We start from the raw sequence: 25,011 nt of genomic DNA on the forward strand, positions 1-25,011 counted from the left end.
GTTATTGAAGTTCAAGAGAAATCTGTCGAGGATCGTCTGGGAGCGGACGCACGCCAGGCGATGAGACCGATGCGCGGACCTCGGGACGCTGTAAATCGGCGGCCTTGATGGCCCAAGGCGCGCCCTTGCAGGCCTGCGTGGCGGGAAGTGTAGCGACGCTGATCATGCGCAGCACCGTCATCTTGCTCGTCCCGAGCGCTTCAGCGGCTTGCTCCAGAGTCAACTCACCACGCGCTTCGCGCTCTCCATTTTGGTAGACCGCAATGTGGTGGTCGCCGCGGAACGAACGCACCCGCATTTCCGTCCAGGTATGCCCTTTGCCAGTCCGGTGGCCGAGACGATTCAGCAACGAGGCGATGCCAGCGTCACCCAACTGGCGTGCGAGCTGCACGATCAGAACCTGGACCCCAACATCGGTGGTCCAGCGGTGCTGTCCCGTGCGGTTCTTCACCACGCTCAATTCGGTGTGGTCGCCTCCCTGCCAATGCATGACGAGTTCGATGCGCGCCTCGTCCACGCGCGCCACGATCTCCCTGATCACGCAGCGCAGGATGCGCTTGCGCACGGCGTTGCTGGCCGAAGGATGGGACCACACCCGCGGCAAGTCGGTGCCCAGGGCCATGAGGTCGTCGCGCTGCTGTGGCGTCAGGCTCCATTCGGTCACGGTCTGCAGCGTCTTGATCTCCGCCTCGCGCCGGGTAACCTCGGAGAGGCGCTCGTTCCAGCGCCGCTCAAGTTCGGCGGCCACCAGTCGATTGCCGGGGTCAACGGCGTCGAACTGCCGCTGCGCACGCGCCGCCTCAAAGCGCGCCTGCTCCAACGCGAGTTCGAGCTGGCGCCGCGTCGCGTGCTCATCGTTGGCATGGTGCTCGATGGCACGCAGTGCGGCCTGCACCCCAAGCGGCAGCAGCACGCTCAGCACTTCGCCGGAGACGGCCTCGTCCACGCGCAGCGAGCCGAAAGAAATGCATCCAGGCACCGCGCCATGATTGATCGCGGCCCCCTTGCAGTGATAGCGGGCGATGGTGCCGTCGCTGCCGCTGTAGGCGACGTGCAGCTTGCGACCACAGTGCGCGCATCGCAGCAACCCGGCCAGCAATGCCTCTCCGCGCCGGGGTGCGCCGCGCGCCATGCTGCCGCGCATGTTGGTGTTGTCGGCGATCACGCGCTGGTTGTGCTCATAGGTCGGCCAATCAATGTACCCCTCGTGGTGCTCCTGGATCAAGACCTGCCAGTGCTCCTGGGCACGACGATGGCCGTGCACGACGCGCTTGCGGCCGGCTTCGATCCGGACGCGTGTCTCGGTGCGGCCAAACGCATAGGCGCCGGCATAGACGGGATTGGTGAGAATCTTGAGCACCGCGTTATAGACCGGCAGACGCCAGATCACGCAGCGCCGGCCGTTCTCGTAGACCGCCGAGGGCAGATCAATGCGCTCTTGTCGGAACCACAGCAGCGCCTGGCGCACGCTGCCGGCCTGTGCGAATCGACGGAACACGGCCGCGATCGCTTCGCGGATGCGCAGATCGGCGTCGCGTTCAATCCGGTCGCCCTCGCTGCGCACATAGCCGATCGCCACCGTCGTGTGCAGATCACCCCGCGCCGCCTTGAGCTTGAGGGCTTCGACGGATCGTTGGCGAAGGAGGGACAACTCCATCTCCGACATCGTGCCCTTCATGCCCAGCAGCAACCGGTCGTTGACGCTGCGTGGATCATAAATGCCGTCTTCGTCGACGATGAGGCTGCCCACCAGTGCGCAGAATTCCAGCAGCGTGTGCCAGTCGCGACCGTTGCGTGCCAGGCGCGATGCCTCAATGGACACCACGGCGCCGACCTGGCCGCTGCAGATCGCCGCCAGCAGTCGCTCAAAGCCTGGCCGTGCGACGCCGCCGGCGGACACACCGAGGTCGTCGTCGATGACCACGACCTCGGTCCAACCGAGCGCGCGTGCCCGATCGGCCAGGGCGTATTGGCGCCGGCGACTCTCATGGTTGTGGCGCAACTGATCGGCTGTGGACTGGCGCACGTACACGTAGGCGCCACGCGCCAAGTGCTCAGGGTTGATCTTGTTCATCGTCATCCTCCATGTGTTCAACGACGTCGGACTGACTTGCCACCTGCCACAGGAGTTGGCTCAGCAGTTCGACGAGGTCGTCGTGACGCTGCTGCAATCGCGTCAGTGGTGCTGGCGCCGTTGCGGCGTCGAACAGGTCGGCTTGCACGAGCGGGATCGCTCGCGGCGGGGTTGGCTTCATCGACGCCTCCGTGTGCCTGGGAAATGGTCGATGAACATAGGACTGCGTCGAGTTCGCCTCGCAGCGCAAGCAGGCAGCGCAGCAACATCCGCGGAGGCCAGTGCGTGGGCACATCGCCGGCCGCAGGTAGTGTCATCCACTGCGGTAGATGCGCCCTCGTGCCGTCGGGCTGACGGACAATCAGGAAGTCTTCGGTTCCATGCCTGACTCGGCCGAGCACCTCAACTTCATGACCCGTCCGGGGATGGAACGGATAGTTGATGCGAGCCAGCTCGACGAGCTGTTCGCGGGCAGTATGTGACTGCTTCGCCTGGCACTGGAAAGACCCATCTGGCCACGGCCATGGGCGTCTCGGGCATCACCCGGCACGGCAAGCGGGTGCGGTTCTACTCCACGGTCGATCTGGTCAACGCACTGGAGCAGGAGAAGGCCCAAGGCAGGGCCGGGCGCATCGCCACCAGCCTGCTGCGCATGGACCTGATCATTCTGGACGAGCTGGGCTATCTGCCGTTCAGCCAGGCCGGTGGGGCGTTGCTGTTCCACCTGCTCAGCAAGCTGTACGAGCACACCAGCGTGATGCTCACGACCAACCTGGACTTCGCCGAATGGTCCAGCGTGTTCGGCGACGCGAAGATGACCACCGCACTGCTGGACCGGCTCACGCACCACTGCCACATCGTGGAAACAGGCAACGAGTCGATCCGGTTTAGCCGCAGCACGGCTGCAGCCAAGAAGCGAATCAAGGCCCGCGAGCAGGCGCGCAAGGACGTCTCGGCGCAGGCAGAACCCGCCCCATTCTGAGCACGCTCCGCGATGGGCAAGCCGCTACGGGCTACGCCCTGCGCGGCTTGCCCATCGGCTTCAACACAACAACAAGGAGGTCCCCGAACCAGCACAGCCCCTACACTTATCCACAGCCGACCCTCTCAAAATCGGCTTCCACCCCTGGCTCAATATTCAGTCGGCACGGTGGCTCAAATTTGAATCGGCGCCGACAGATTAGGTCAACTGGCCCCGGACCTGATCGAAAGCAGCGCCTTGGGACGCATCGAGGTGGGCGTCAGCCAGTTGCTGCGCGGCAAGTTGTCGGCGTCTTGGCTGGTGCAACATGAGGCGCTGGTGGCAGGCTCGCGCTGACCTCCGTGCCGCGACGACACGCCTCAGAGCGATTTTTTGCGCCTTTCGCTGTCTCGGTCGCGCGCTCCCGAGCAAGCGAAGAAGCAAACCGACGGCCCGCAAACCCGCGCCAATACACGACTTCTGGCCTTGAATGCTCAAGAGGGCAGCAGAGAACAGAGAAAGGAAAACCCTTCGGTACGCTTACACAGGTTCGACACGGACGGTCGCCACAACCGCCTACCAATGCTGAAAAACAACCGCTTGATTCGTCCGCGCGTAACCTATTGATTCATAAATGGAGCGGCGCCGGCCTTTGCGGACTTCGGGCCACTTCGGGAGAGCGGGGCCGGAGAGAAAAACGGCCCAGAGAGAGTAAAAACGGCAAGATTTTGGTGAGTCCCCGGAACCTCGAAGTCCGCAGGCTTTCGCAGGAACCCTTGTAAACACGCGGGCGCACAAGAAAAATGCCCAACTGCATACGCAGTTGGGCATCGATATTGGTGGAGCCGGGGGGACACTTGAACCCGCGTCCAACCCCCATAAACACTCACATCTGACCCTTTTCATGCACCACGGATACCCCAGTGATACCCCAATCCCTAGCGTTTGTCCGTAGATCGGCAAACAAAGCTGTCTTTCCGCTTGCCGATGGTGGAGACGGTGCGTCTACACCGCCTCGATCACTCGCGCCACGTCACCATGGCACTCAGAACACTTGCCCACCAGCAGCAAATCACTGCCTTTGATAGTTCCGCTGAAATCGGTGATTGTCACGTCGTGACGGCAATGGCCGCACCAGACATTGGCCAACAAGCGCTGGCGGATGTCGGCAGAGATCGAGTCCCAATGCTGGCGAGCGGGTGCGGTGAAGTTGGGAAGTGATTCAGTAGTCATGGTTCAACTTACCCAGCGGCGGGCATCTTTGAGTAGCAACAACAACTGCTGCTCGCGCAGCGGCGACGCAATGAAGCCGAACCGGGTATAGAACCTTGCCGCTTCCTCGTCGATAGGGTGGGTAAGCATCGCACGGATGCCGGCCTGCTCGGCAATCAGCATCGTGCGGCGGATGGCATTCTGCAGCAGGCCAAATCCGATGCCGCGTCCCTGATCCTGCAGCGACACGGCCAGCCGCGCCAGGATCACCACCGGCACCGGGTACTGCCCCATCCCTTTGCGGATGCGATCCGGCGCCTCCAGCGAATCGATCTGGCCAACAGTCAGGCTGAAATAACCAGCCACGCGATCATCAGCTGCCACGACAAAGGTTCTGGCTGATCCGCTGCCTTGGGCCTGCTGGGCGTGGCGCAGCAGCCAGTCGTTCAGCGCTGGTTTGCCGCAGTCGAATCCATCTAGCCCGTGCTGAACTCCAAGAGGCTCAGGTCCGCGCAACGTCACTTCGCATCCCACGGTGCTTTGCGCGAAAACAGATCACGCAAGCCCTCGTTGGGTTGTTCTGGCTGATCCAGTAAATCCATCAGGGCTTGGTACTGGCTGCCCGAGACCATGAACAAACGCTGGTCGAGCAGGGTCTGCTCAGCGGCCAAGCAGGCGCTGTCGAGGATGAAATCGGTCAGTGATTTGTGTGCCACTTCGGCAGCACGACGCAGCACAACTTCCTGTTCGGGAGTGGCGCGAAGGCCCAGGCGGGCGGACCGGGCAGCAGGTGAAGATGCAATGGCAACCATGGCGCCACCTCGTTTGTTAGATCAATAGCCGCCATGTTAGTACGAACGACGTACGCGGTCTAGCTGTTGTGAGAAGCGCCCGGTCGCCTTGGGTGACTGCGACTGCACCTTGGGGCCAATCGCCAGGCGACTGGGCTTTTAGACAGCATCACGTGGTTGGCAATGCATTTGCATTGACGCGGTAAGGCGAATGCATTACCATGCAAGGCATTCACTTTTTACTCCTGGAGAACGACATGCCCGCCATCCTCGAGGTCGAATCCACCCTGACCGACCGCTACCAGACCACGGTGCCGGAGACGGTACGCCGCGCCCTTCGGCTCGGCAAGCGCGACAAGATCCATTACACAATCCGCCCCGGCGGCGAAGTCGTGCTGACCCGCGTCGACGCATCCGAAGGTGACGACCCGGTGCTCGGTCAGTTCTTGGGCTTCCTGGCCCGCGACATCGCCAGCCATCCGGAACGCCTGCAGGCCATCGACGCCAACTTCGTGCAGCGCCTCCAATCGCTGACCGGTGGCATCGAAGTCGACCTCGACGCCCCCCTGTCGGCGGACGATGAATGAGTGCGAGCAAGCCTGCGCCTTTGGTCATTCATGGCTGGACGGTTTTTGCCCACCCGCTGTTTCTCGCACAACTTGAAACCTTGGCCGAGCAGGTCGAGGCATTCAAGCAAAAGGACCCCGTCGGGTACGTGAAGAAAAACGCCAGCAAGCGACTGGCGGCGATCACCAAGCTGGCGTTCGACGTCATCCCGCAAGACCCGACACGGCCGGAGTACCGCCAAGGCAACACGCTCGGCGAAGATCACAAGCACTGGTTCCGGGGCAAGTTCTTCCAGCAATACCGGCTGTTCTTCCGCTATCACGCACCCAGCAAGGTGATCGTGTTCGCTTGGGCTCAACCGTTGAGCCGACAGCGCGGAGATCGTGCGGGCTTGGCCTGGTCGGGATCAGAACCATGTCTGCCACAGCCAGAACCTTCCGAATCGTTTCGGTGACCGCAGGTGGCGTGTCGATGATCGCCAGATTCACACCGACTTTTTCGAGCAGCGACAGATGATTGGCAAGACTGGCGATGTCCACCGAAGCGAAGGCGGGTGTTTCCGCCTCGCGCTCATTCCACCAGCTCGACAAGCTACCTTGCGGATCTGTGTCGATCAAGGCCACAGGCCCAGCGCCTTTGCTCTCGGACATCACGGCGAGATGCCCGGCCAGCGTGGTCTTCCCAACGCCTCCCTTTTGACTTGCAAGTACTAGCGTACGCATTGACGTATTTCCAGTTTTACGTATTTACGCAGTTGCGCAACTACGTAGTGATGATGGGCGCATGAGGATCATGCTGACCTCATTGAGCATTGGGGTATTTCCTTTCGGACGGCACGATACCCCGTGATCCGGCGAAACAACGGCGAACAACGGAGGTTTAAGAAGGCAAAGAAAAAGCCGTAACCCTCTGATTTCTTAGAAGATCACGGCCTATTTGGAACAATCCAAAACAAGGTGATGGTGGCGGATGGTTGCCCCTGTGCTGACTTGCCTCCCTAGCTTATGAGCACTGGTGCGGAGTGCTGCGGGTTGGCAATGAACAGTCCGCATCAGACTTTCCGCTTCAAACGCTCCACTTCAGTGACGAAGGCCGGGGTCAGTTCCGCAATCAGGGTTTCGATGTCGCGAACCTGATGTTGAACCGTCAGCACCACAATGCCCTGCGGCACAAGGTCATATATGACGAAGTGTTGCCGCGCAGGAACCATCAGAAATGGCGCCGAACGGTACTGCCGCAAGCAGCCCTTCTCCGGGTTCGCGGCAGCAACGCCCATGGCAGCGTACAGATCGTCGAGGTACTGATCAGCAACCACGTCACCCCATTCACGGCACGACCGTGTGTGGATGCGGCGCAAATCCAGCGCCGCATTCCGGGTCAGCAGGAACGTGGCGGGTGATGGCACGTCATTGCCAGCCATCGGCTTCCTTGCGGTCGAGTGCCGCCATGTCGGCCTTGAAGGAGCCGCTGGACGCAAAAGCGCGGCCTGCCGCCAAGTCTCGGTAACCGGAGAGGATGGCGTCCTGCACAAACTGGCTGTCACGCCGTTCCATGTCGCGGCGGATCAGGTCGCGTACGTATTCGCTGGGTGTTTCGTAAAGACCCGCCTCGCCAACCATTCGATCTACGAATTCAGCCAAGGGTTGCGACAGACGAGCGTTGATGCGTTCGGACATGGGAGTCTCCCGGAGCGATCAGATAGAGATATTGTCGCATAGAAGGCTGTGTTTGTCGCAAATATTGCGCACATAAAAGACGGCGACGGTGCTGGCACTTGATTTCGCTCGTTTCTCCCCAAGGAATCAGGAGGAAGCCGTTGTCACGGCACAAATTTCGCTGATTTCGCCAAATTCACGCTGCGCCTCTATGCGGTACCCCATCGCCCGGTAGCCGCGCTGCCGCTTATCCCACATCCGCAGCAGTGCCGGGTGACCAGTGTCCACGAAATCGATGATCCGCACGTCGGTTTTGCTGGCATGCTCGCGGTGTAGACGCCCGGCGTACTGCTGCAGCGTTCCTTTCCACGACACCGGCATTGCCAGCACCAGTGTGTCGAGCGGCGGGTGATCGAAACCCTCACCAACCAGCTTGCCGGTGGAAAGAAGAACGCGCGGCGCGGCGGGCGACAGTGCATCCAGGTCCGCCACCAGCGCCGCGCGCTGCTTCTTGGACATTCGACCGTGCAAAACGAAGGGCACCGGCTCCAACCCATCGAGTGCCGCCTTGATCGCATCGAGGTGTTCAGTACGTTCGGTCAGAACCAGCACCTTGCGTCCCTGCGAGACGGCATCGCGCACCTCGGCGGCGATGTCGTCTGTTCTGGCTTGGTCATTGGCGAGATGCCGAAACACGTCTTGGATGCCTGCATCGGTCGGCAGGTCGATCCTTGTAAAGCGTGAACGCTGCAGCACTTCGAGATCGTGCGGCGCACCGGCAGGCTTGGCAGCCGTGTAGCGGATCGGCCCGCACTGCATGAAGATGATGGGCTGCTGCCCGTCGCGGCGAATCGGTGTCGCCGTCAGACCCAGCACGTATTTGGCCTTGGACCGTTTCAGGATTGCATCGAATGACACTGCGCCGACGTGATGGCACTCGTCCGCGATCAACTGCCCGTAATTTTCGACCAAGGGATTGATCTCGCCTTGCCGGGAGATGGATTGCATTACGGCGATGTCGATTTTGCCGGTGGGTTTGGCTTTGCCACCGCCGATGGTGCCGACCACGCCTTTGCCAACACCCAGAAAAGCCTGCAGACGTTCCTGCCATTGCTTGAGCAACTCGGTTCGATGCACCAGCACCAAGGTGTTTACGCCACGGCGCGCGATCATCGCTGCTGCGGTCACGGTCTTGCCAAACGCGGTCGGAGCGCACAGCACCCCATTGTCGTGACTCAGCATTCCGGCAATTGCGGCCTCCTGGTCAAGGCGCAAAGTGCCGACAAAAGAGACATCAATGGGTTCACCGCCGAAACGCTCATCACGCAGGTCGCAGGTGATGCCGTTATCGCGTAGCAGATCCAGCGCGGCATCGAGGCGACCGCGAGGCAAGGCGATGTGCTGCGGGAAATTTTCCGCATTGCCGATGACGCGTGGCTTGTCCCATACCGACATGCGCATGGCTTGGGCCTTGTAAAACTCCGGATTCTGAAAGGCTGCCAGACGGATCAGGCGATTGGCCAGAGCCTGCGGCAGTTGCGCCTTCTCAAAATAGACCATGTTCGCCAGCGTCACGGTCAGCGACTTGGGCATCTGCCCGACCAGCTGGTTGTTCGGCGTGCTCTGCCGCTTCCAAGGTGTGGCGAGGTCTTCATCGTCGATGAAGGTGACGTCCAACGGATGGACGCCACCCGTAGCCCGCAGAATATTCGGCTCGATATCGTGTGCAGCCATGGGCTGTATCGAGGCGAGGAAACCCCACTGATCGGGATACGGTCGCAGATCGGCATCAACGAAGACGCTGCAGCCACTCTCGCGGCGCCACTTCTGCAGCGGCAAGGCGATCAGGTTGCCGAAGCCGCCTTTGGGCATCGTGTCCTGATTCGGGAACAGGCGGTCATAGGATTCCAGCTTCAGTTGCCGAGTGCGTGAGCACGTATGGCTGATGATCGCCGTGCCCAAACGCCGGGCATCACGTGCAGAAACTCGGCTGGCAAAAAACACCCACGCGTGCGCGCCATTCCCAGACCGAGAGATTTCCAGCGCAGCCGGAACACCCAGTTCATGGCAGGATCGCATGAAGGCTCGCGCGTCATCGCGCCAGTCGGCCTCGTCAAAATCGGCGGCCAGAAAATAGCAGGTGTCATCCTCTAGCAGCGGATAGACGCCGACCGTGTGCTCGCCAGCCAGATGGTCGTAGATCACCGCATCCGACAGTGGGATCAGCAAGCGGTTGCTGCAATCGCCACATTTGACGCGCGGCTTCTCGCAGACACCGGCGCGCCACTCGTTGGCACAGGCTGGGGCATAGCCAGATTTGCCAGAGGTCTTGCCTTCCCAGCGGATTGGGTACACATCCGTGCGCCCGCGAAACAGACGACGGAACAATGCCACCTTCTCAGCTGTGGACAACCGGGATGGCTCTGGCTCCTGTACTGCAACCACAATTGGCTGTGGCGGCACCCGCCATTCGATCCCATGAAATTCGAGCAGTGCGACCAAGCGGGCGTTTTCGGCCTGGAGGACTTTCATCTCCAAAGCCAGATCGACCTCTGGGCCGTTCATCCCGCGCGCACCGCAGTGAAGGCCGAGTCATCGCCCAGATGGATGAAGATGCGTCCCTGCGCCTGATCGCCCGTCACGTCCAGCCAACCGCGTCCGCTCACCGGGTCGTTTTCATCCACGCCCGACCAAGAGAACTCCACACGCGCCACGCCATCAGCAACGCTGACACGGGCATCGATGTCGCCTTGCACCAGGCCGAACTGGAGCGCGCCGGTCAGATCGTCGCGGAGCGTGATGTGCGCCGGGGCCTCCATATCAAAGTAGTCGGCATCCCAGACTTCCATGCCGGTGATGCGCCAAGTGCCCAGCACAGCCTTCTTGGTTTTCTTCATTCCTCACTCGCCAAACCGGCCGCCGACCAGAAATGGTCAAAGTCATCGCCTACGCCCCAGCCAACGTTCTGCCCGAGTTGGCGTACTCGGTCGAGCCTGGACAAGAAAGCAGCCTGCTGCGCCTTGGGCAAGGCCAGCACGTATTTCAGCGCCTGTTCGAACATCCGTACCAGCGCGTCATAGAAGCCTTCGTCGTCCATGCCGCAACCGGCTAGAAAATCGAACACTTCCTCGCAGTAAAACACCGTGAGTTCGGCCAAGCCCTCGGGCTGGCCTAGTGCCTTCTTGTAATCGCTGATGGCCTTCTTGGCCTTGCTGACCGAGATCGGGTTGCGAAAGTCAGGCGGGTTGATCCATCGGATGATTACATCCTTGAAGGGCTCAAGCGGGTCGTCGCCCAGCCCAAAGCGGGCGTGCAGAAACGCCTTGTTGTCCTTGCTGGCGGCATACAGGTCTTGCACCAGCCCCAGCAAACCGGCGCGGTCGAAATCGGCCAGCTTTGCTTTGACGTCGCTCCAACTGGGAGTGGCTTTGGTGGGCTTCTTCGTGGCCATATGCGCAAAGGCCGGATCGTTCTGCACGCGCGCGGCCACGGTTTCCTTGAAACCACGGGTCAGTGCCATGTTCACTTTCCTTGTCAGGTTGATGTCTTGCGGCGTTTATAGTCGTCCCACAGCGCCACCGCTTGGTCGATGTCCTGCTGCTGGCGATTCTTGGTGCCGCCACCGATCAGGTTGATGATCTTCAGATCGTCCTCGGCCAGGTCGATACGCAACCCCGGCCCCCAGTCGATCTTGTACTCACCAATCGGATGGCATTCTCGCTGACGCTTAGGCGCTCGTCTGACCGTTGCACAGAGAGGCTTCCTTGATCCAGAGATCAAGCGCCTCCACAAAGATCTCCTGGCTCTTCTTGTCGAGCTTCACGCCCAGGTTCTTCAAGGACTCATACCGTTCCCGGTCAAGCTTGACCGTCAGCGCCTTGTAGTAGCCCGCGGCGGCGGCTTTGGTGCCGGCGCGACCGGTGTCGTCGTGCAGGACGGCCGGCGATGCGTGGCCCTTCTTGGCGACAAGGCCAGCGGTGAGACTCGCGGTTTTTGCCATTTTGTCGTTCATTTGCGTAGTTGCGTAGATACGTAGTTCCATAACGCCTCGACCTCGCCGGCAGTGCGGCTGCTAGGGTCAATCTCCTGGGCGGTGCGCCCGTCGATCATCGATGCCGCAAAGTCGGTGCGCTGGTACAGCGTGACCGGAGCCACGGTGCCATGCTGAGAAAGCGCGATCGCCGCCTCGCCCGTGATCCTGGCCCGCTGCGCTGCGCCATTGATCACGAACACCATGCGTTTGCCCACGGCTTCCACCAGCTCCACCGTCGAACCAACAGCGCGGAGATCGTGCGGACTCGGCCTGGTCGGAATCAGAACCATGTCTGCCACAGCCAGAACCTTCCGAATCGTTTCGGTGACCGCAGGCGGCGTGTCGATGATCGCCAGATTGACACCGGCCTTCTCAAGCAGCGACAGATGATCGGCAAGGCTGGCGATGTCCACCGAAGCGAAGGCGGGTGTTTCCGCCCGGCGCTCGTTCCACCAGCTCGACAAGCTGCCCTGCGGGTCGGTGTCGATCAAGGCCACAGGCCCGGCGCCTTTGCTCTCGGCCATCACGGCCAGGTGCCCGGCCAGCGTGGTCTTGCCAACGCCACCCTTTTGACTTGCAAGTCCTAGGAGACTGTCGGACTTTGCGGTCTTCCGGATGAAGACGCTATCCGAGACAATTGCTGCTGCACAACCGAGAGCCCGAGCCGATGAGCCGCTTCGTCCCTGTTGACCGAGACACCGCATATCTGTTGCCACCGTCGGTGGACGAATGGCTGCCCACTGATCACTTGGCGCGCTTCGTGGTCGAAGTCATCGAGCAGCTTGATCTGGGCGATCTGGCCCGACAGTACGCAGGCCGGGGCTCGGCGGCGCACCATCCGGCGGTGCTGCTGGGCCTGCTGATCTACGGCTACGCCAACGGCGTGCACTCCAGCCGCAAGATCGAGCGGGCGACCTACGACTCGGTGGCGTTCCGCTTTGTTGCGGCCAATACCCACCCCGATCACGACACGCTGGCGACGTTCCGCCGCCGCTTCTTGAAGGAGGTGGAGGCACTGTTCGTGCAGGTGCTGGTTCTGGCGCGCGAGATGAAGCTGCTCAAGCTCGGACACATCGCGCTGGATGGCACCAAGATCGACGCCAACGCCAGCAAGCACAAGGCCTTGTCGTGGGCTCATGCCAACAAGATCGAGGCGCAGCTGCGCCAGGAAGTACAAACGCTGCTGGCGCTGGCAGAGAACAGCGACCGCGCGACGGTACCCGACGGCATGGATGTGCCGGCGGAGATCGCCCTGCGTGCAGATCGCTTGAGCGCAATCGCGCAGGCCAAGGCCAAGATCGAGCAGCGCGCCAGCGAACGCCATCAGGTCGAGCAGCAGGAGTACGAGGCCAAGACCGCCAAGCGCCAAGCCCAGCGCGAGGCGGGCAAGAAGCCGCGCGGCAAGGACCCTGAGCCGCCAGAGGCCGGCCCCCGGAGCAGCGATCAGGTCAACCTCACGGATGAAGAGTCGCGCATCATGCCCGTGTCGGGTGGGGGCTTCGAGCAAAGCTACAACGCACAAGCCGGCGTGGACATCGCGACGATGATGGTGATCACCCAGCATGTGAGCCAGGCATCCAACGACAAGCGCGAAGTTGTGCCTACGCTGCAGCAGATCCAAGCGTTACCCGCGGTGCTGGGCGAGGTGCACACGCTCATCACGGACAACGGCTTCTTCAGCCAAGCCAACGTGATCGCGTGCAACGACGCGGGTATCGAGCCGCTGCTGGCGCTCAAGCGGGAGTCGCATCACACGCCGGTGATGGGGCGCTTTGCACCCGATGTGCCCGAGCCCCAGACGACGGATCCGCTCGTGCAGATGGCACACCGCCTGGGCACGCAAGCAGGCCGAGCCCTGTACGGCCTGCGCAAGCAGACAGTGGAGCCGGTGTTCGGCATCATCAAGCAAGTGATGGGTTGGCGCCAGATGAGCATGCGCGGGCTGGCCAAGGCACAAGGCGAATGGAGCTTGGTGACCATGGCTTGGAACATCAAGCGCATGCACGTCCTGCGAGCCGCGTGAGGGCAATAGTGCGCCCCGACCACGCCAAAACCGAGTCCCCAGGCCGCCCCATGTGCCCTCACAGTGTCTCGCCAACCATCGAGAGCGTTCGATCAGCGCGCCGCTGTCAAAAAAAACGCGTCGCACTGATCAATCGGATTCGCTCGGGTTCAAGTCCGACAGCCTCCTAGGGAACGCATTAACGTATTTCCTGTTTTACGTAGTTACGCAGTTGCGCAACTACGTTGTGATGATGGGCGCATGAGGTCATGCTGACCGGTGAAATGGAGCGCGTAGTCGCTCCTGGTCACAGGCTGCTGGCGAACTGGCCGAGTCGCTCGATTGCCTCGCCGATTGTTTCCTTCCCTTCGGCGATCAGTTCCAGGTGTGCCTGGAGGATTCCACAGGCGATACCCCAGCCGCGGCGTTCGCCAATGATTTCCACGGCATCGTTGATGGGGCCGTGGGTCTGGAATTGCGGGGAGTCAGTCATCACACTTCTCCTGAGGTGGTTGGGTTTCGCCGGTTAGTGACGGTCGTCGATGAATTGGTGGGCTTCGCGGGGATTGCGGATGAGCTGGTCGCGGTACTCGACCACCACGGCGTGGCGTTCCCGGATCATGTGGATCGGGTCGCTGACGATGACGGCTCCTGCATGCGGGCCGTTCGGGTTGAAGGGGGTGCGGACCTTGTAGCCTGCCGCCTCCAGCAACGCCCGGATGTCTTCGCGCTGCTCAATGCTGTTCACCCCTGCCGTTTGGTGAGGGTCCCCCCGGAGGGATTCGTTGGTTGTCGGGGTCGTGGTGTCGCGCATGGCTGCTCTCCTGTGGTGGTTGGGTTCTGCCGTTTGGAGCCGGGTCACAGGCCGAGCTTCCAAGCCGGTGCCGCGCAGCGGCATGAGGGGTTGCGACGGGCGTGCCACGCGCAGCGCAGCGAGCATGGCGCGACCGTTGCTGTCCCCGAAAGGCGCGGGAAGTCGCCCCGGCTCCAAACGGCAGAACCCCGCACAGGGCTGGTGCGAACCACGGACCCGACAACCCGGCGCGGCCCTTGGGCCGTGCCGGCCCTCGCCCGCCTCAGGCGGGCGCTGTTCGCATGCATTGCTGTTTTTTGCCGTCGCTGTGCGGGCGCGTCTTTTCATGCTGATCGGTGAAATCGGCGCGAAGGCCAAATCCTTGCTGCGGGTTTTGCGAGGGGACAAATGAGAACTGTTCTTGTGACATGGCGCGTAAGCACGCATCACAAATTTCCACATCGTGAAATTTTCGTCATCAAAATTGGTGTCCCGCCTGTAAGCAAAATGAAAAAGCCAACTAACCATATGATTTGCCAGCAATAAAGCTGCTTACAAACCGGTAAGCAGAGCGTAAGCAGAAACATAGGTGTAAACCCTTACAATATGTCTTTTTCCTATTTGTATTCATAGACATAGCGGCGCATCTCCCGATGGGCTGTTTTTTGGGCCTAATTTCAATCGCTTGCACCGTTTTGGTGCCCACGTATCCCCTCTTATTTCGCGTATTTCAGAGCCAAATCCACAAGGGACTTCGCCTCGCTCGCTCCGCCAAGCTCACGGTGAAACCGCGTAAGCACGGCCCGCCCAAGCGCCGCGCCACCTTGACGCGCAAGGTCAGTTCCTGCCCCGATCTGCTCATCTACCCACTGGATGATTTTGAGAACCTTCGGCACGAACCCAGGATCGGCCAGTGAAAGCACCTCGCGGGTGGCCTGCATGTGAAACTGCACCATCCGCCAGGCCCAAGACATGGCCTCGGTGCCAATTTCAAAGCCCTCCTTTTCCAGCAGGACGTGGTAGATCAAGGCATACCGGGCCGCAGACCAGGTGATGCGGCGAAAGTAGGCACGGTCCACTTTCTCCCCGACCAACCGCGCCAGCTCGTGCCATTGCGTCTCATACAGTGCAGCGGCCTTGCGCCCGATCACGTAGGACGCACCGGTCTGCGCCAGTCGCTCCCGCAACGGTCCCGCAGCCGCAGCCACGTTCTCCATCATTTGCTCAATGGGATAGCGCGGTGTGGACAGGGGGCGATGGGCGCAGGTCATGAACAGGTGCCGCGCCATCAGTCCATCCACCAGCATTTCCGCGTCGATCGCGCTTGACCAGGTGGCGTCGACCGTCACCCCGAGGATGGAGAGGATCGGCTTCTCCACCGCCACGACGCCATCCTTCATCGTCTCGTTCGCGATCCGGTCATGGTCATACGCGTGCAGCATGTAGTCACGCACCTGACCAAGCGGCCCACCATTGCCAATCTGTTTGAGGAGCTGGCCGTATTCGTCGCGCATCCAATAGGCCACCCCATCAGCGGCTTGCAGGGCAGACAGAAATGCCTTGCCGCTGCCGGGGTCGGTCAGCATCCTCAGCTTGACGCCCAGTGCGTCAGCCACGGTCCGCCGCACCAAGGTCTTTCCTGCTCCTGACGGGGCCAGCACAAGCAGCCAGAGCGCCGGATGGATCGGTGTCTTGTCATCGTGCCAGGAGACCGCGCAGCCGTTCTGCGAGAGCGCCGCGCCGATTACCGAGAGCGTGGCCGCCAGCCCGATCTCGGGCGGCATGTCCGTGCAGTCGCGTACCTGCCGGGTCACGACATCAAGAAATGTGCCGAGAGGAACCACAGCATCAAGAGGGGCAAGCCGCATCCCGGCTGCGGCAATGGCCGTCATGTAACTCTGCCCCTCTGGCGTTGAAAGCATCAGGCTCATGAGCCTGTCCCGCGCCTGGGGTGCGCGCGCGGTGGCTCGCTTCGTCGCTGCCTTCTTGGGGGTCGCGGCCTTGCTCATACGTGTTCCCCCAGACGCGCCATGTTGTCGATGTACTGCCCAAGCTCGCTTCGCTTGTCGTCGATCTGCTGACGCACCCAAAACTGGATTTCCTGCTTGATCCAGACCACCTTGCCGCCTGTTTTCCCGACGGTGCCCGAGATTTTGATTCCACGCGGGAACTCACCCCTGCGCGTCAGTCTGTGGATTGCCGTTCGCTTCAGACACACCAGTTGCTCGACCAACTGGCGCTCAATGAAGATCGGCTCCTCACCGGGAGGCATGACGAACTGCGGCTTCTCCGGTGCGTGCACTGCAAGGTTCTTTTTCATCAAATTTCTCCGAAAACAACAACGGTCATGCCGCCGCCAGGCGTGGTCCGGATAACCGGCCCATACCTGGATTGCGCAAGGTGTTGCAGAAGGGGTCTAAGGCGAGAAAGGGCGTGACGCAGCAAGCGGCAGGCGCAAGCCGCATGCATGGCTGCGCAGCCGGCCTACTCGCGCTGAGCGTCGGCGGTGGATGGCCTAGCAGGCAGACTGACGGGATCGACAGCTCGCATCAGATCCGCAACCCGCCAGCGGGTGAGACCGCCGATGCGCACCGGCTGCGGCAGCATGCCGGCGCCGACAGCGCGCCAGAACGTGGAGCGGCCCATCGACAGCATGTGCGCGCCTTCCACAGCAGTGACGAGAATCTTGTCAGCCATGGCATGCCTCCCAGCGCGACAGTCCCAACAGGGGAGTGGTCTGCTGCAGGGGAAGGTGCAGCGATCCTTGACCAGTCTTGAGCAGGAAAGAGGTTGTCATGCGTGCACCTCGTCCCAGTCGCGAACATGGTTGCAGCCCACGGCCTCCGCTTCGCCGTTCACGGTGTTCGACAGATCTCCTGCCTGATAGCTCAGGGTGGCGAGCACACCGGACAGATCGCCGAGCAGGCTTTGAAGGGCCCCGCTGACCTGCTTGCGCGCAGCGATGACGGCCCGTCGTGCCAGGTTTGCCGTCGCGGACAAGCTTTCCGCTTCGCTCTGCACGATGGCGTCGATCTCGCTGATGGTGCGGGCCAGGGTGTCGGCGTCACGGCCTTTGGGCTGCGGCGCCTCCCGGGGAATTCCGCCCCGTTCGATGCGAGCGTCCTGTGCCGTGAGTTCGGCCAGTGCATCGTTGGCCGCATCCCCTTCCGTGTCGTACCCGCTCCCGCCGCCGATCTCGTCCTGTAGCGAGTCCATCAAACGCCAGGCCCATTGCCCGGACGGCGCGCGGTACACGCTGGCGGTCAAGCCATCGCGCTTGATCTCGAAGTTATCGGAAAGGTTGGGGGATGGGATGTTGCTGCGGGCCGCCTGCTGGCTGGCCGAGGAAGACCCATTGCGGGCCTCGTGCGCTTGCGTCATGGTGAAGCTCCTTTGCTGACGGTATCGAACCGCCGCCCGCTTCCAAACGGGTGAGGCGGAACCTGGCGGGTTGGAAGACCGGGCAAAGGAACCGGCGAGCCTTGCGGCTCCCCGCCAGGCCCGCCCCAAGGGAGCTACCTGACGCGCAAAATAAAAGCCGCTAGGTGCTGTCTGGTCAGACAATCACGGCGCGGCCTCCTGTTTGCGCCTTTGCTACCGGGCTTCCAAACCCGTATCTCTTGCGAGACAGCGCAATTATCCGCGATTGTTCGGCGTTGTCAAAGTCGATGTCGAACGCCTGTAGGACGAGCGCCGAATTTGGTGTCAATCCTGCCCGCGCTTGTGAGCAGACTCACGATCATGGGCAGCCGCGAACCGGTAATCTCCCGCCAGCCAAGCCCTGTTTGGATAGCCACCTCTATCAGCTGACTCGACCCGCGTCACGGCGTGAATTTCAACTATGCCTCATCAGGGGCCGCCAGCGTCCAGACCCGCTTGAGTGGGATCAGCGCCCGCAGGTCCGCGTCGAGCTTGTCGTATACGCGCAGCAGTTCGTCAACTAGGTCGTCGGCGTCCCAGAGCCGGACGTGGAAGAACTGCTGTGTCTCGTCGCGGTCGATGCTGCTCTTAAACCCTCCCCAGCACACCAGCAGGCCGTGGGTGGCGCTGACTTTCTTCATCACGCCGCCCAGTGCGTCGAGCACCGTGCGTTCGATGGGGTTCTGCTGTGACTTGACCTGCACGCAGATTCGAGGCTCGGAGAACCCGAACGTGCCTGGCGCGGCCAGGATGTCGATGCCGCCATCCGGGCCCGGCGGGCTGATGTGGGTGCTGAAGCCCTGCGCGCGCAGGATGGCGCCGACCAGTTCGGCCATACCGTGGCCCTTAAACCGCGCCAGGACCAGCTTGGTGATCTGGTCGCGGGCTGATCGCTCGACATCGAAGTGCTCTTCGATCACGGGAGGCTGATCGCTCGACGCCGGCTTGTTCTTCTGGCCTGGCGTCGGCGCCACGGCTCCCGGTGCCTGTGCCTTCCAGCCTGCCTTGGCCATGGCGCGGACGCGCGCCTCGGCATCGTTGCGCGCCATTCGGCACACGGTCATAAAGGCGCCGAACGAGTACAGCAGGTCTTGGCTGAACGCCGACCGCGGCACGTCGGTGTTCAGCCACTTCACCTGGATGCTGTGGCGATAGGTCTGGTCGGCCTTGGCCTCGAAGGCGTAGCCCTTGGTGACCTCGCCGAACGCGATGGCGGGCTTGTGCTTGTGCGGCATCACCACCCAGTCGCCAGGCTGGATGTCGAAGACGAACGGCGCTATCTGGCTGGCCCAGTTGATCCGCGTCTTGGGCTTCTCGTCGGGGTACAGCTCGGTCAGCAGGGCCTTGATGCCTTCGTAGTCCTTCGCTTGGTGAAGATCACGGTCCTCCGTGCCCTCCCAGGTCAGGTAGCAGGCCGAGTCGGCGAAGAATCGTTGTTCGTGCTCGCCGTACTTGCCAGCTCGGATCAGCCATAGCGCCATCGAAATCCTCCTTCAATATCCTGCGGCCTTGATCTCGGCCAGTGCGGCGGTCATGAGCTTGCGACCGGTCTTCAGCCACTTAAACGGAATGCGCCCGGTTGGAGCTTTGGTCGCCTTCACGATCGGATGAGCAAGCTCGCCCTCACCGCGCTTCGTGTGAACGGCCAGAACATAGGCATATGTCTTCGGAAACTTGGCCATGAACGCTTTGTTGCCAATCACGCCGCCGAAGTTGCCCAAGTTGCGGGCCCCTATCATCCCATCACGCTTGAACAGGTCGTCGACCAAAAGATCGTTGAAGACATCGAGCATGCTGACCCAGGCGGTCGGGTTCGTCTTGAAGTAGCCCTTGCAGGCAACGATCTTCGACTCGGCGTGACGATAGTTCTTGCCGAAGAACTTCCGCCAGTTCACTGCGATATCAATACCTGTCATCTCGAGCAGCGCCTGCTGGATGCCGCATACCTTGGTGTCTGCCCGCCTGAGCTTGCCGTTCTCCCGCAGCACGATCTTGGCCAGCGCATGAATGTCGCGGATCGGCTTGCGAATCTCGCAGTCCAGCAGAGCAGCGAGCCAGGCCGCCGCCAGCGCCACTTCAGCATCCATGCTTCGCATCGAAGCGTTCAAGAGTCGATCTCGTCGTGCTGCAGAGATCTCGAACCAAGGCGTTCCGAAGTGCAGCCGCGTCCGAAGCCAAGGTGTGCGCGAGTGGAGTAACGCGTAGTCGGTCTGGCTCTCGGTCAGGTGTGACAGTCGATGAAGCGCGCCCCATAGGGCAGCAGTCAGCTCCGGTGTGCTCGACTTCGGCTTCCACAGCGTCTTCAGGGACGTGCGTAGGCGCTTGGTGCGTGTAGCCGACAGTCGATCGTCCGCGGCCGTCACCAGACTGGCCCGGATCGCTGGGTAGAGGTCCTGCGTCTGGATGTGGCCGAGCAGGCGATCGCCATGCTTGTCGGGCAGCGCCCGAAACTTCTGCAGGTAGGCCGAAACCTGCGGGTAGTAGTGCGGCGCGTGTTCGAAGACGCGCCACAGTCGGTCGAGGACGCGAAGCGACGGATCAGCCTTGGCCAACAGAAACTTGAACCGCGTCGAGTCAGTGACCCGATAGTTGTCCTCTCGGGGAGCCAACTCCGCGAGCCGGCGCCGGATGCCGGGCTGGTCAGGTACCGGGCCGGTCAGCACGGTCTCCACGGGCGAGCTGACAGACTTCAACTCGTCCCGTATGTCTGTCACCCGGTGGATGTCGATCTTCCCCGACTGCGGGAACAAGCCCACGTCTTTGCTCAGCCGATCCAGCGAGACCAGTGCGTGTCGCAAGTGATCCTCGCTCTTCGCGAAGAGGCGGATGTCATCGACGTACCGGAAGTACTTGACATCAAAGCGGGTGCGGAAGTTGTCGTCGAAGTGCTTGAGCACCGCTTCGGAGATCAGGCCCGAGCTCAACGGTCCCTGCGGGATGCCGTGGTCGTGATAGATCTGCGTCGTCGTGGCCGTCCACTTGTTCAGGAGCCTGGTCAGCTCCATGCAGAAGTCATGTTCAAGGCCAATCTCCTTGAGCATGTGGCGCAGCACGTTGTGATCAATGCTGTCGTAAAACGCCGTGAGGTCGAAGCTCGCGGTCCAAACGTAGCCGCTGGCAAACACCGTCTCGGCGGCCTTGTTGAAGGCCTTGTAGCCGTCAGTCCACCGTCGATAGAACCACAGGCTGGAGGCTCCCGCGTACTGGTGGCCGAACACCTGGCGGTTGTATTTGCTTCTGACGCGCGGGTGCAGCCGTTCGGCAACGACGTTGGCCATAGCCTGATAGACGATCTGGTCCTCAATGCCGAGCAATGTGTACGGACGCAGGATGCCCGAAGGCTTCGGCAGGAACAGCTTGCACGCGTCGGACGGCTCGAAGATGCTTCGATCAAGTCGATTCTTCAGGTGCTTGAGTAGGGCCCCGTCTGCAGTCGCGTAGGCCGAGTACAGCTCCCTGAAGTGCGACTTGTACGTCCGATCCGGATTCGAACGAATCCACTGCCATGCCCGCTGCAGGTTCTCCAATCGCGCCGCAGATTTCGGGAACGGCATACTACGTGTGCTTCCTCAACCGAAGGCCCGTGCAAGCTGCGCATCGAACGTCGACTTGGCTCGCACAGATGCCTCACGTTGCTGACTCACGATCGATCTGACCGCAAGAAGTCGCGCGCCAAACTGCTGCTGTAAATTCGGCGGCGGCACCGGAACAGGCATCGCCATCAGCGCATCGGTGTCCAGCTTCTTCGTCCCGTGCGCTGCCGTAGATACAGCGCCGAGTAGCTTGGCATGGTTGACCTTCAACACCCATTGAAGATACGGCGCACTGATGCAACTCGCCGGGCGCAGCGCCTTCATGTCCTGATTGATCGTGAGCGGCACCTGGGTTATCGCCACGGGAACGGTATGAACCAGAATCATGCCGCGTACAACGATCAGCACCGAGTCTGGAGGAACGAGCTTCAGACTGGTCTCGCTCAGGACTCTTCGGTTGACATGATCTTCAGCGTCGACGATTTCGTCGCGCTTCATGTCCTTGGGACTTACCCATGGCAAGTCGCCATCCCAGAACTCCGGCCGCGCCTTTGCCGGCGTGCCGCCGCTGACCGATTGCACTACATCGCCAAGCCGCTGTATCGGCCATTGCTTCGGGTTCGTCGCCGGGTCGCCGAACATGTCGACGAAGATCGCCGGGATCAGTTCGGCGGCCTTCTGCTGGGCTTCACGGCGCAGGCGGACTATGCCTTCGGCGCGGGCGAGCAGGTCGACGATGCGACGCTGCGCTTCAAGCGGTGGAACGGGAATCAACGTTTCCTCAATGAACGAGGTCGGCACGCGCTGCTGCCCCGCCGTCCCCGTAAAGTTGCGCTTGGCTTCTCGACGAAAGGGCTCGCGGCGCACGAAGTAGTAGATCCACTCGGGCAGCACAGACTCCCGCGCTCTGAGCACGTGGAACTCTGTCGAGCCAAAACCTCGGCCTCCGGCGAGGCCACTGGCGAGCGCAGCTTTGCCGTTCTCCATGCACGGCGTGATCTTTGCGAATAGCACGTCACTGTCGGAGAAGGCCGTGTAGCCCTTCTTCACTTCGGCGTAGCGTCGAAGCGTGGCCGACTCAATGATTCCCGAGACCTCGCTGACTGCGGCCATCGGAACGAAACTGACCTTGCTGTCATCTTTGAGACCGTGGTCACGCGGCAGGCGCGGATTGATCTCGCAGATGTCACCCAACCTGGCAATCTGCACCGTCATGCTTCGCGTTCAGTCAGCGCTACGCGCAGCGCCTCGACCTTGGAGGCAATCTCCGCTTCGATTGACGCCAGCTCATCCAGTAGCTCGCGTGGATCCCGGTGTTCCACCTGCGCCTGGCTCATCGGCCGGTAGCGTCCGGCCGAAAGATTGAAGTCGCTCGCCCGAAGCGTCGCCGCATCGGCAAACCACCACTTCTCGCCCCACTCGGCCGCTGCGTCGCGCGCCGCCCACTTGGCCCAGGCCGACTCGCGCAGCACATAGGCCTGCGCCAGCGCGGGAAGGTCGTCGGCCTCGATGGGCGTGTCGTGGTTGGCATCGAGCTTGTAGCCGTCGTTATCGGCGTGCAGGAACATCACGCGCTCGGTGCGCCCGCCCTTGCGGAAGAACAGCACCGAGGTCTTCACACCGCTGTAGGGCTGGAACACGCCGCCCGGCAGGCTCAGCACGGCCTCGACACGGTTGTTCTCAATCAGCTGCCGGCGCAGTTCCTTGTGCGCGCCGGTGGACCCGAACAGCACGCCCTCGGGCACGATGACGCCACAGCGCCCGCCCGGCCGCAGGCTGTCCATCATGTACTTCAGGAAAAGCAGTTCCGTCGCGGTGGTGGTGCCGACCTTCACATCCTCGACGATGCGGTCGCGGTCCACGCGGCCCGAGAACGGCGGGTTAGCCAGGATGACGTGGAACCCGTCGGCCGGCAGCCCCAGCTCGGCCTTGCGCTCGGCGTCCTGCGTCGTGGTCAGCACGTTGCGCAACTGGATGCGCACGTCGGGCAGGCCGCGCAGCGTGAGATTCATCGTGGCCAGTCGCACCATCTTCGGGTCCACGTCGTTGCCGAAGAAGGTGGCGCTGTTCAGAGCGCTGACCTGCGCCGCCGAGAGCTTGTCGCCCAGGCCTCGCCGCTGCGGCTTGCCGTCCAACTCGGCGGTTGTGATCGCGCTGGGGGACGAGTTGGCCAGGCGCATGTGGTTGTAGGCCGCCACCAAGAAGCCCGCGGTACCGGCGGCCGGGTCGTAGATGGTCTCGCCGACCTTGGGGTCGATCATCTCGACGATCGTGCGGATCACGTGCCGCGGCGTGCGGAATTGGCCCAGCTCGCCAGCCTGTTTGATCTGCCGCAGCACATGCTCGAACAGGTCGCCCTTGGTGTCGGCGTCGGCCTGGTCCAGGCGCAGGCCGTCGACCAGGTTGATCACCTGGGTCAGCACCGTAGGCTCGTCGATGGTGAGCCGCGCGCCGGCCATGAAGTTGGTCGCTCCGCCCTGCCCCAGCTCGGCGAAGAAGGCGAACACCTCGTCGCGCACGAAGCGCACCAGCGATTCGCCGGACAGGCCCTTGGCCCAGATCGACCAGCGGAAGCGCTCGCGGGGAATGGTGGAGGCGGTGCTCAGAGCGGTGTCACTGGACCCGCGCGAATCCTGCACGGCCACGCCGGCTGCGGCGTTGAGCGGGTTCTTCAGTTCCCAGGTGCCATCGAACAGGCTCGTGTACGGCTTCTTGAGGAAGCGCGCGCGGGCGTGATTCTCGGCGTCGATGCCCTCGACGAGGTAGAAGAAGAACAGGAACGAGAGCTGCTCGGCGTTGCTCACCGGGTCGGGGTAGCCGCCGCCGAAGAGGTAGTCACGGATCTGGTCGATCGACCGACGCATGTCGGGGGTCAGGGGCATGGGGCTACAGAGTGGAGCGGAACCAGCGCTGGCGTTCCGGATTTGGTGGGCTGATCACTTTGCTGGAGTGGTCTCAAAGTTCGGCGAATCTCAGTTCAGGGTTCGTTGTTGTCCTCGTCCATACCCGAGAAGCGGTCGCGGAAGTCATCCTCGAAGTAGTCGACCGGATCGGCGTAAGAAGTAGCTGTGAAAGTTCCACCAAGATCACAGGCATTCAGTTTTGAGTACCCGGCGATCTTCAAGCCGCATGCCTTGCATTCGAAGTGGGATGGCAGCATCGGCTGCCGAAGAACGATCATTCCATCCTTGAAGCTCGACGACTCTGGGCCCGCGGGTGCGCCATTCACGAGGGCAACGCTCTGGCAGGCTGGGCACGCAACTCGGTGTCCGTTGGCACGTGTCGACTGATCGTCTGCCTTGCTCGCGAGCTTCCTGCGTTCCTCTTCAGACTTTTCTTCCCAGATCGTTCTGTGTGCGTTGATCGTCCCCTTCACGGCTTTCGCGGCATCGTCTTTCAGCGCTTGGATCAACGTGCCAGCAGTCTTTGCTTCGTCTGCTCCAAAGAACTCTTCCATCGGTATGCCCAGAGTCCCGAGCAGTGCCTCAGACGCCGCATAGAACTGCGGTAGCCACGTGGATGTGTTGAGCGCATCGAACGGCAGGCCACCAGAATGCAGCTCTGCGTTTCTCCGCTGGAGATGAATGACGCAGAAGTTGACCATCTCACGGTTGAACTCCGGGAATAGTGCCTCGGCGCGAGTGATGGCATCCGACGCATCGATCGACTTCGTCGACAGCTTGGAACTTGCGCCCTTTCGCCCCAGAGCGAACAGCACGTTGTTCCAGTCTTTGCCATCGGCGAGCAGGGTTGTGGATACGTTTGCCACGGAGGCGCGAATGATCATTTCGAGGCATAAGGCGGACCAGAAGCCGAACTGCCAGTGATCGCGTGGCTGTTCCAGCATGAGGTCGGCGTAACGCTGTGCCTTTGCAAGCAGCGATGCTGGCGACCATTCATGAGGTGTCTTGCTAGTCATTCGGCTGGTCCTCCAGATAGACGCGCTCCAAGCGACGCGACACCGCAGACG

The 25,011-nt window shown here is 61.8% G+C and carries 27 protein-coding genes and 3 pseudogenes; 4 read left to right on the forward strand and 26 right to left on the reverse strand.

Translation table 11 applies throughout. From position 1 onward, the window contains the following. Position 1 precedes the first annotated feature (1 nt). Both THIX_RS10625 and THIX_RS10630 read right to left on the reverse strand, forming a co-directional pair. Complete coding sequence (locus THIX_RS10625; RefSeq protein ID WP_112486168.1) at positions 2-2,074, reverse strand: recombinase family protein; 2,073 nt, start codon at positions 2,072-2,074, stop codon at positions 2-4. Next, a complete protein-coding gene (locus tag THIX_RS10630) occupies positions 2,055-2,255 on the reverse strand; it encodes a hypothetical protein (protein WP_112486169.1) in 201 nt (66 codons plus the stop codon). The genes THIX_RS10625 and THIX_RS10630 overlap by 20 nt, the downstream gene beginning before the upstream one ends. 297 nt (positions 2,256-2,552) lie before the next feature. Between THIX_RS10630 and istB the strand changes: the two are divergent. Beyond that, positions 2,553-3,056, forward strand: a pseudogene (gene istB / locus THIX_RS10635) (IS21-like element ISThsp19 family helper ATPase IstB); the annotation flags it as partial. Positions 3,057-4,040: 984 nt separating this feature from the next. On the opposite strand, the gene THIX_RS10650 reads toward istB, so the two are convergent. From THIX_RS10650 to THIX_RS10660, 3 genes are read right to left on the reverse strand one after another with little or no spacing between them, the layout of a single operon-like run. Further along, the gene (locus tag THIX_RS10650; protein ID WP_112486218.1) at positions 4,041-4,268 is read right to left on the reverse strand and encodes a hypothetical protein; all 228 of its coding nucleotides are present in this window, start codon (positions 4,266-4,268) and stop codon (positions 4,041-4,043) included. A gap of 3 nt (positions 4,269-4,271) precedes the next feature. Then, entirely contained in the window at positions 4,272-4,769 is a 498-nt protein-coding gene (locus THIX_RS10655; protein WP_112486219.1) for a GNAT family N-acetyltransferase, read from the reverse strand. Continuing rightward, complete coding sequence (locus THIX_RS10660; RefSeq protein WP_112486220.1) at positions 4,766-5,059, reverse strand: DUF1778 domain-containing protein; 294 nt, start codon at positions 5,057-5,059, stop codon at positions 4,766-4,768. The genes THIX_RS10655 and THIX_RS10660 overlap by 4 nt, the downstream gene beginning before the upstream one ends. Positions 5,060-5,295: 236 nt before the next feature. Here THIX_RS10660 and THIX_RS10665 point away from each other — a divergent pair, with 236 nt between their 5' ends. After that, positions 5,296-5,625: a type II toxin-antitoxin system PrlF family antitoxin gene (locus tag THIX_RS10665; protein ID WP_112488302.1), complete on the forward strand. Its 330-nt coding sequence runs from the start codon at positions 5,296-5,298 to the stop codon at positions 5,623-5,625. Beyond that, positions 5,622-5,981: pseudogene (locus THIX_RS24205) on the forward strand (type II toxin-antitoxin system YhaV family toxin); the annotation flags it as partial. The gene THIX_RS10665 and the pseudogene THIX_RS24205, both read left to right, overlap by 4 nt. Positions 5,982-6,039: 58 nt before the next feature. On the opposite strand, the pseudogene THIX_RS24210 reads toward THIX_RS24205, so the two are convergent. The 9 genes and pseudogenes from THIX_RS24210 to THIX_RS10715 all read right to left on the reverse strand — a co-directional run. Further along, positions 6,040-6,327 (reverse strand): annotated as a pseudogene (locus THIX_RS24210) (AAA family ATPase); the annotation flags it as partial. 329 nt (positions 6,328-6,656) lie between these two features. Next, on the reverse strand, positions 6,657-7,025 hold the full coding sequence (locus THIX_RS10675) for a type II toxin-antitoxin system RelE/ParE family toxin (RefSeq protein WP_112486222.1): 369 nt from the start codon (positions 7,023-7,025) through the stop codon (positions 6,657-6,659). Beyond that, positions 7,012-7,281 carry a CopG family transcriptional regulator gene (locus tag THIX_RS10680; protein ID WP_112486223.1) on the reverse strand — a complete coding sequence of 90 codons (270 nt, stop codon included), beginning with the start codon at positions 7,279-7,281 and terminating at the stop codon, positions 7,012-7,014. The genes THIX_RS10675 and THIX_RS10680 overlap by 14 nt, the downstream gene beginning before the upstream one ends. A gap of 126 nt (positions 7,282-7,407) precedes the next feature. Further along, on the reverse strand, positions 7,408-9,825 hold the full coding sequence (locus THIX_RS10685; protein WP_112486224.1) for a DEAD/DEAH box helicase family protein: 2,418 nt from the start codon (positions 9,823-9,825) through the stop codon (positions 7,408-7,410). Continuing rightward, positions 9,822-10,157: a hypothetical protein gene (locus THIX_RS10690; RefSeq protein ID WP_112486225.1), complete on the reverse strand. Its 336-nt coding sequence runs from the start codon at positions 10,155-10,157 to the stop codon at positions 9,822-9,824. The genes THIX_RS10685 and THIX_RS10690 overlap by 4 nt, the downstream gene beginning before the upstream one ends. Then, complete coding sequence (locus tag THIX_RS24215) at positions 10,154-10,780, reverse strand: hypothetical protein (protein WP_233224511.1); 627 nt, start codon at positions 10,778-10,780, stop codon at positions 10,154-10,156. Before THIX_RS24215 ends, THIX_RS10690 begins: the two co-directional genes overlap by 4 nt. Before the next feature lie 14 nt (positions 10,781-10,794). Continuing rightward, the gene (locus tag THIX_RS10705) at positions 10,795-10,932 is read right to left on the reverse strand and encodes a hypothetical protein (RefSeq protein WP_199195273.1); all 138 of its coding nucleotides are present in this window, start codon (positions 10,930-10,932) and stop codon (positions 10,795-10,797) included. Between the two features lie 55 nt (positions 10,933-10,987). Continuing rightward, entirely contained in the window at positions 10,988-11,272 is a 285-nt protein-coding gene (locus THIX_RS10710) for a hypothetical protein (RefSeq protein WP_112486226.1), read from the reverse strand. Then, positions 11,269-11,931, reverse strand: a complete 663-nt coding sequence (locus THIX_RS10715) for an AAA family ATPase (RefSeq protein ID WP_371412999.1) — start codon at positions 11,929-11,931, stop codon at positions 11,269-11,271. The genes THIX_RS10710 and THIX_RS10715 overlap by 4 nt, the downstream gene beginning before the upstream one ends. 29 nt (positions 11,932-11,960) lie before the next feature. On the opposite strand from THIX_RS10715, the gene THIX_RS10720 reads away from it, so the two are divergent. Further along, complete coding sequence (locus THIX_RS10720) at positions 11,961-13,316, forward strand: IS1182-like element ISThsp16 family transposase (protein WP_112484377.1); 1,356 nt, start codon at positions 11,961-11,963, stop codon at positions 13,314-13,316. Positions 13,317-13,602: 286 nt separating this feature from the next. On the opposite strand, the gene THIX_RS10725 is transcribed toward THIX_RS10720, so the two are convergent. The 12 genes from THIX_RS10725 to THIX_RS10775 all read right to left on the reverse strand — a co-directional run bounded on the left by THIX_RS10725 (position 13,603) and on the right by THIX_RS10775 (position 24,960). Further along, the gene (locus tag THIX_RS10725; protein WP_112486228.1) at positions 13,603-13,788 is read right to left on the reverse strand and encodes a hypothetical protein; all 186 of its coding nucleotides are present in this window, start codon (positions 13,786-13,788) and stop codon (positions 13,603-13,605) included. 33 nt (positions 13,789-13,821) lie between these two features. Further along, positions 13,822-14,109, reverse strand: coding sequence for a hypothetical protein (locus tag THIX_RS10730; RefSeq protein WP_146748507.1), 288 nt, complete (start codon positions 14,107-14,109; stop codon positions 13,822-13,824). A gap of 262 nt (positions 14,110-14,371) precedes the next feature. Continuing rightward, on the reverse strand, positions 14,372-14,518 hold the full coding sequence (locus tag THIX_RS23385; RefSeq protein ID WP_158540832.1) for a hypothetical protein: 147 nt from the start codon (positions 14,516-14,518) through the stop codon (positions 14,372-14,374). Positions 14,519-14,804: 286 nt separating this feature from the next. Then, positions 14,805-16,097 carry a DUF3987 domain-containing protein gene (locus THIX_RS10735; protein WP_112486230.1) on the reverse strand — a complete coding sequence of 431 codons (1,293 nt, stop codon included), beginning with the start codon at positions 16,095-16,097 and terminating at the stop codon, positions 14,805-14,807. Further along, positions 16,094-16,408, reverse strand: coding sequence for an AlpA family transcriptional regulator (locus tag THIX_RS10740; protein ID WP_112486231.1), 315 nt, complete (start codon positions 16,406-16,408; stop codon positions 16,094-16,096). Before THIX_RS10740 ends, THIX_RS10735 begins: the two co-directional genes overlap by 4 nt. Positions 16,409-16,572: 164 nt before the next feature. Then, the gene (locus THIX_RS10745) at positions 16,573-16,785 is read right to left on the reverse strand and encodes an AlpA family transcriptional regulator (RefSeq protein WP_112486232.1); all 213 of its coding nucleotides are present in this window, start codon (positions 16,783-16,785) and stop codon (positions 16,573-16,575) included. Positions 16,786-16,881: 96 nt separating this feature from the next. Further along, entirely contained in the window at positions 16,882-17,469 is a 588-nt protein-coding gene (locus tag THIX_RS10750) for a hypothetical protein (protein ID WP_112486233.1), read from the reverse strand. Positions 17,470-17,927: 458 nt separating this feature from the next. After that, positions 17,928-18,989, reverse strand: coding sequence for a restriction endonuclease (locus tag THIX_RS10755; RefSeq protein WP_112486234.1), 1,062 nt, complete (start codon positions 18,987-18,989; stop codon positions 17,928-17,930). Between the two features lie 12 nt (positions 18,990-19,001). Next, entirely contained in the window at positions 19,002-21,062 is a 2,061-nt protein-coding gene (locus THIX_RS10760) for an RNA-directed DNA polymerase (protein ID WP_112486235.1), read from the reverse strand. Between the two features lie 15 nt (positions 21,063-21,077). Further along, complete coding sequence (locus tag THIX_RS10765; protein WP_112486236.1) at positions 21,078-22,256, reverse strand: restriction endonuclease subunit S; 1,179 nt, start codon at positions 22,254-22,256, stop codon at positions 21,078-21,080. Then, positions 22,253-23,923, reverse strand: coding sequence for a class I SAM-dependent DNA methyltransferase (locus THIX_RS10770; protein WP_112486237.1), 1,671 nt, complete (start codon positions 23,921-23,923; stop codon positions 22,253-22,255). The genes THIX_RS10765 and THIX_RS10770 overlap by 4 nt, the downstream gene beginning before the upstream one ends. A 95-nt stretch (positions 23,924-24,018) precedes the next feature. Continuing rightward, a complete protein-coding gene (locus THIX_RS10775) occupies positions 24,019-24,960 on the reverse strand; it encodes a hypothetical protein (protein WP_146748508.1) in 942 nt (313 codons plus the stop codon). Between the last annotated feature and the right edge of the window lie 51 nt (positions 24,961-25,011).

The sequence above is a fragment of the Thiomonas sp. X19 genome (assembly GCF_900089495.1).
Lineage (GTDB): Bacteria > Pseudomonadota > Gammaproteobacteria > Burkholderiales > Burkholderiaceae_C > Thiomonas_A.

Coding starts and splice junctions, on each gene's coding strand:
- THIX_RS10740 (WP_112486231.1), bottom strand. CDS start 16,408: ATGAAAAAGAACCTTGCAGTGCACGCACCGGAGAAGCCGCAGTTCGTC.
- THIX_RS10690 (WP_112486225.1), bottom strand. CDS start 10,157: ATGAAGAAAACCAAGAAGGCTGTGCTGGGCACTTGGCGCATCACCGGC.
- THIX_RS10730 (WP_146748507.1), bottom strand. CDS start 14,109: ATGCGCGACACCACGACCCCGACAACCAACGAATCCCTCCGGGGGGAC.
- THIX_RS10750 (WP_112486233.1), bottom strand. CDS start 17,469: ATGACGCAAGCGCACGAGGCCCGCAATGGGTCTTCCTCGGCCAGCCAG.
- THIX_RS24215 (WP_233224511.1), bottom strand. CDS start 10,780: ATGGCACTGACCCGTGGTTTCAAGGAAACCGTGGCCGCGCGCGTGCAG.
- THIX_RS10630 (WP_112486169.1), bottom strand. CDS start 2,255: ATGAAGCCAACCCCGCCGCGAGCGATCCCGCTCGTGCAAGCCGACCTG.
- THIX_RS10775 (WP_146748508.1), bottom strand. CDS start 24,960: ATGACTAGCAAGACACCTCATGAATGGTCGCCAGCATCGCTGCTTGCA.
- THIX_RS10755 (WP_112486234.1), bottom strand. CDS start 18,989: ATGGCGCTATGGCTGATCCGAGCTGGCAAGTACGGCGAGCACGAACAA.
- THIX_RS10770 (WP_112486237.1), bottom strand. CDS start 23,923: ATGCCCCTGACCCCCGACATGCGTCGGTCGATCGACCAGATCCGTGAC.
- THIX_RS10745 (WP_112486232.1), bottom strand. CDS start 16,785: ATGGCTGACAAGATTCTCGTCACTGCTGTGGAAGGCGCGCACATGCTG.
- THIX_RS10680 (WP_112486223.1), bottom strand. CDS start 7,281: ATGTCCGAACGCATCAACGCTCGTCTGTCGCAACCCTTGGCTGAATTC.
- THIX_RS10710 (WP_112486226.1), bottom strand. CDS start 11,272: ATGAACGACAAAATGGCAAAAACCGCGAGTCTCACCGCTGGCCTTGTC.
- THIX_RS10660 (WP_112486220.1), bottom strand. CDS start 5,059: ATGGTTGCCATTGCATCTTCACCTGCTGCCCGGTCCGCCCGCCTGGGC.
- THIX_RS10650 (WP_112486218.1), bottom strand. CDS start 4,268: ATGACTACTGAATCACTTCCCAACTTCACCGCACCCGCTCGCCAGCAT.
- THIX_RS10765 (WP_112486236.1), bottom strand. CDS start 22,256: ATGACGGTGCAGATTGCCAGGTTGGGTGACATCTGCGAGATCAATCCG.
- THIX_RS10685 (WP_112486224.1), bottom strand. CDS start 9,825: ATGAACGGCCCAGAGGTCGATCTGGCTTTGGAGATGAAAGTCCTCCAG.
- THIX_RS10735 (WP_112486230.1), bottom strand. CDS start 16,097: ATGAGCAAGGCCGCGACCCCCAAGAAGGCAGCGACGAAGCGAGCCACC.
- THIX_RS10720 (WP_112484377.1), top strand. CDS start 11,961: ATGAGCCGCTTCGTCCCTGTTGACCGAGACACCGCATATCTGTTGCCA.
- THIX_RS10665 (WP_112488302.1), top strand. CDS start 5,296: ATGCCCGCCATCCTCGAGGTCGAATCCACCCTGACCGACCGCTACCAG.
- THIX_RS23385 (WP_158540832.1), bottom strand. CDS start 14,518: ATGTCACAAGAACAGTTCTCATTTGTCCCCTCGCAAAACCCGCAGCAA.
- THIX_RS10675 (WP_112486222.1), bottom strand. CDS start 7,025: ATGGCTGGCAATGACGTGCCATCACCCGCCACGTTCCTGCTGACCCGG.
- THIX_RS10625 (WP_112486168.1), bottom strand. CDS start 2,074: ATGAACAAGATCAACCCTGAGCACTTGGCGCGTGGCGCCTACGTGTAC.
- THIX_RS10725 (WP_112486228.1), bottom strand. CDS start 13,788: ATGACTGACTCCCCGCAATTCCAGACCCACGGCCCCATCAACGATGCC.
- THIX_RS10760 (WP_112486235.1), bottom strand. CDS start 21,062: ATGCCGTTCCCGAAATCTGCGGCGCGATTGGAGAACCTGCAGCGGGCA.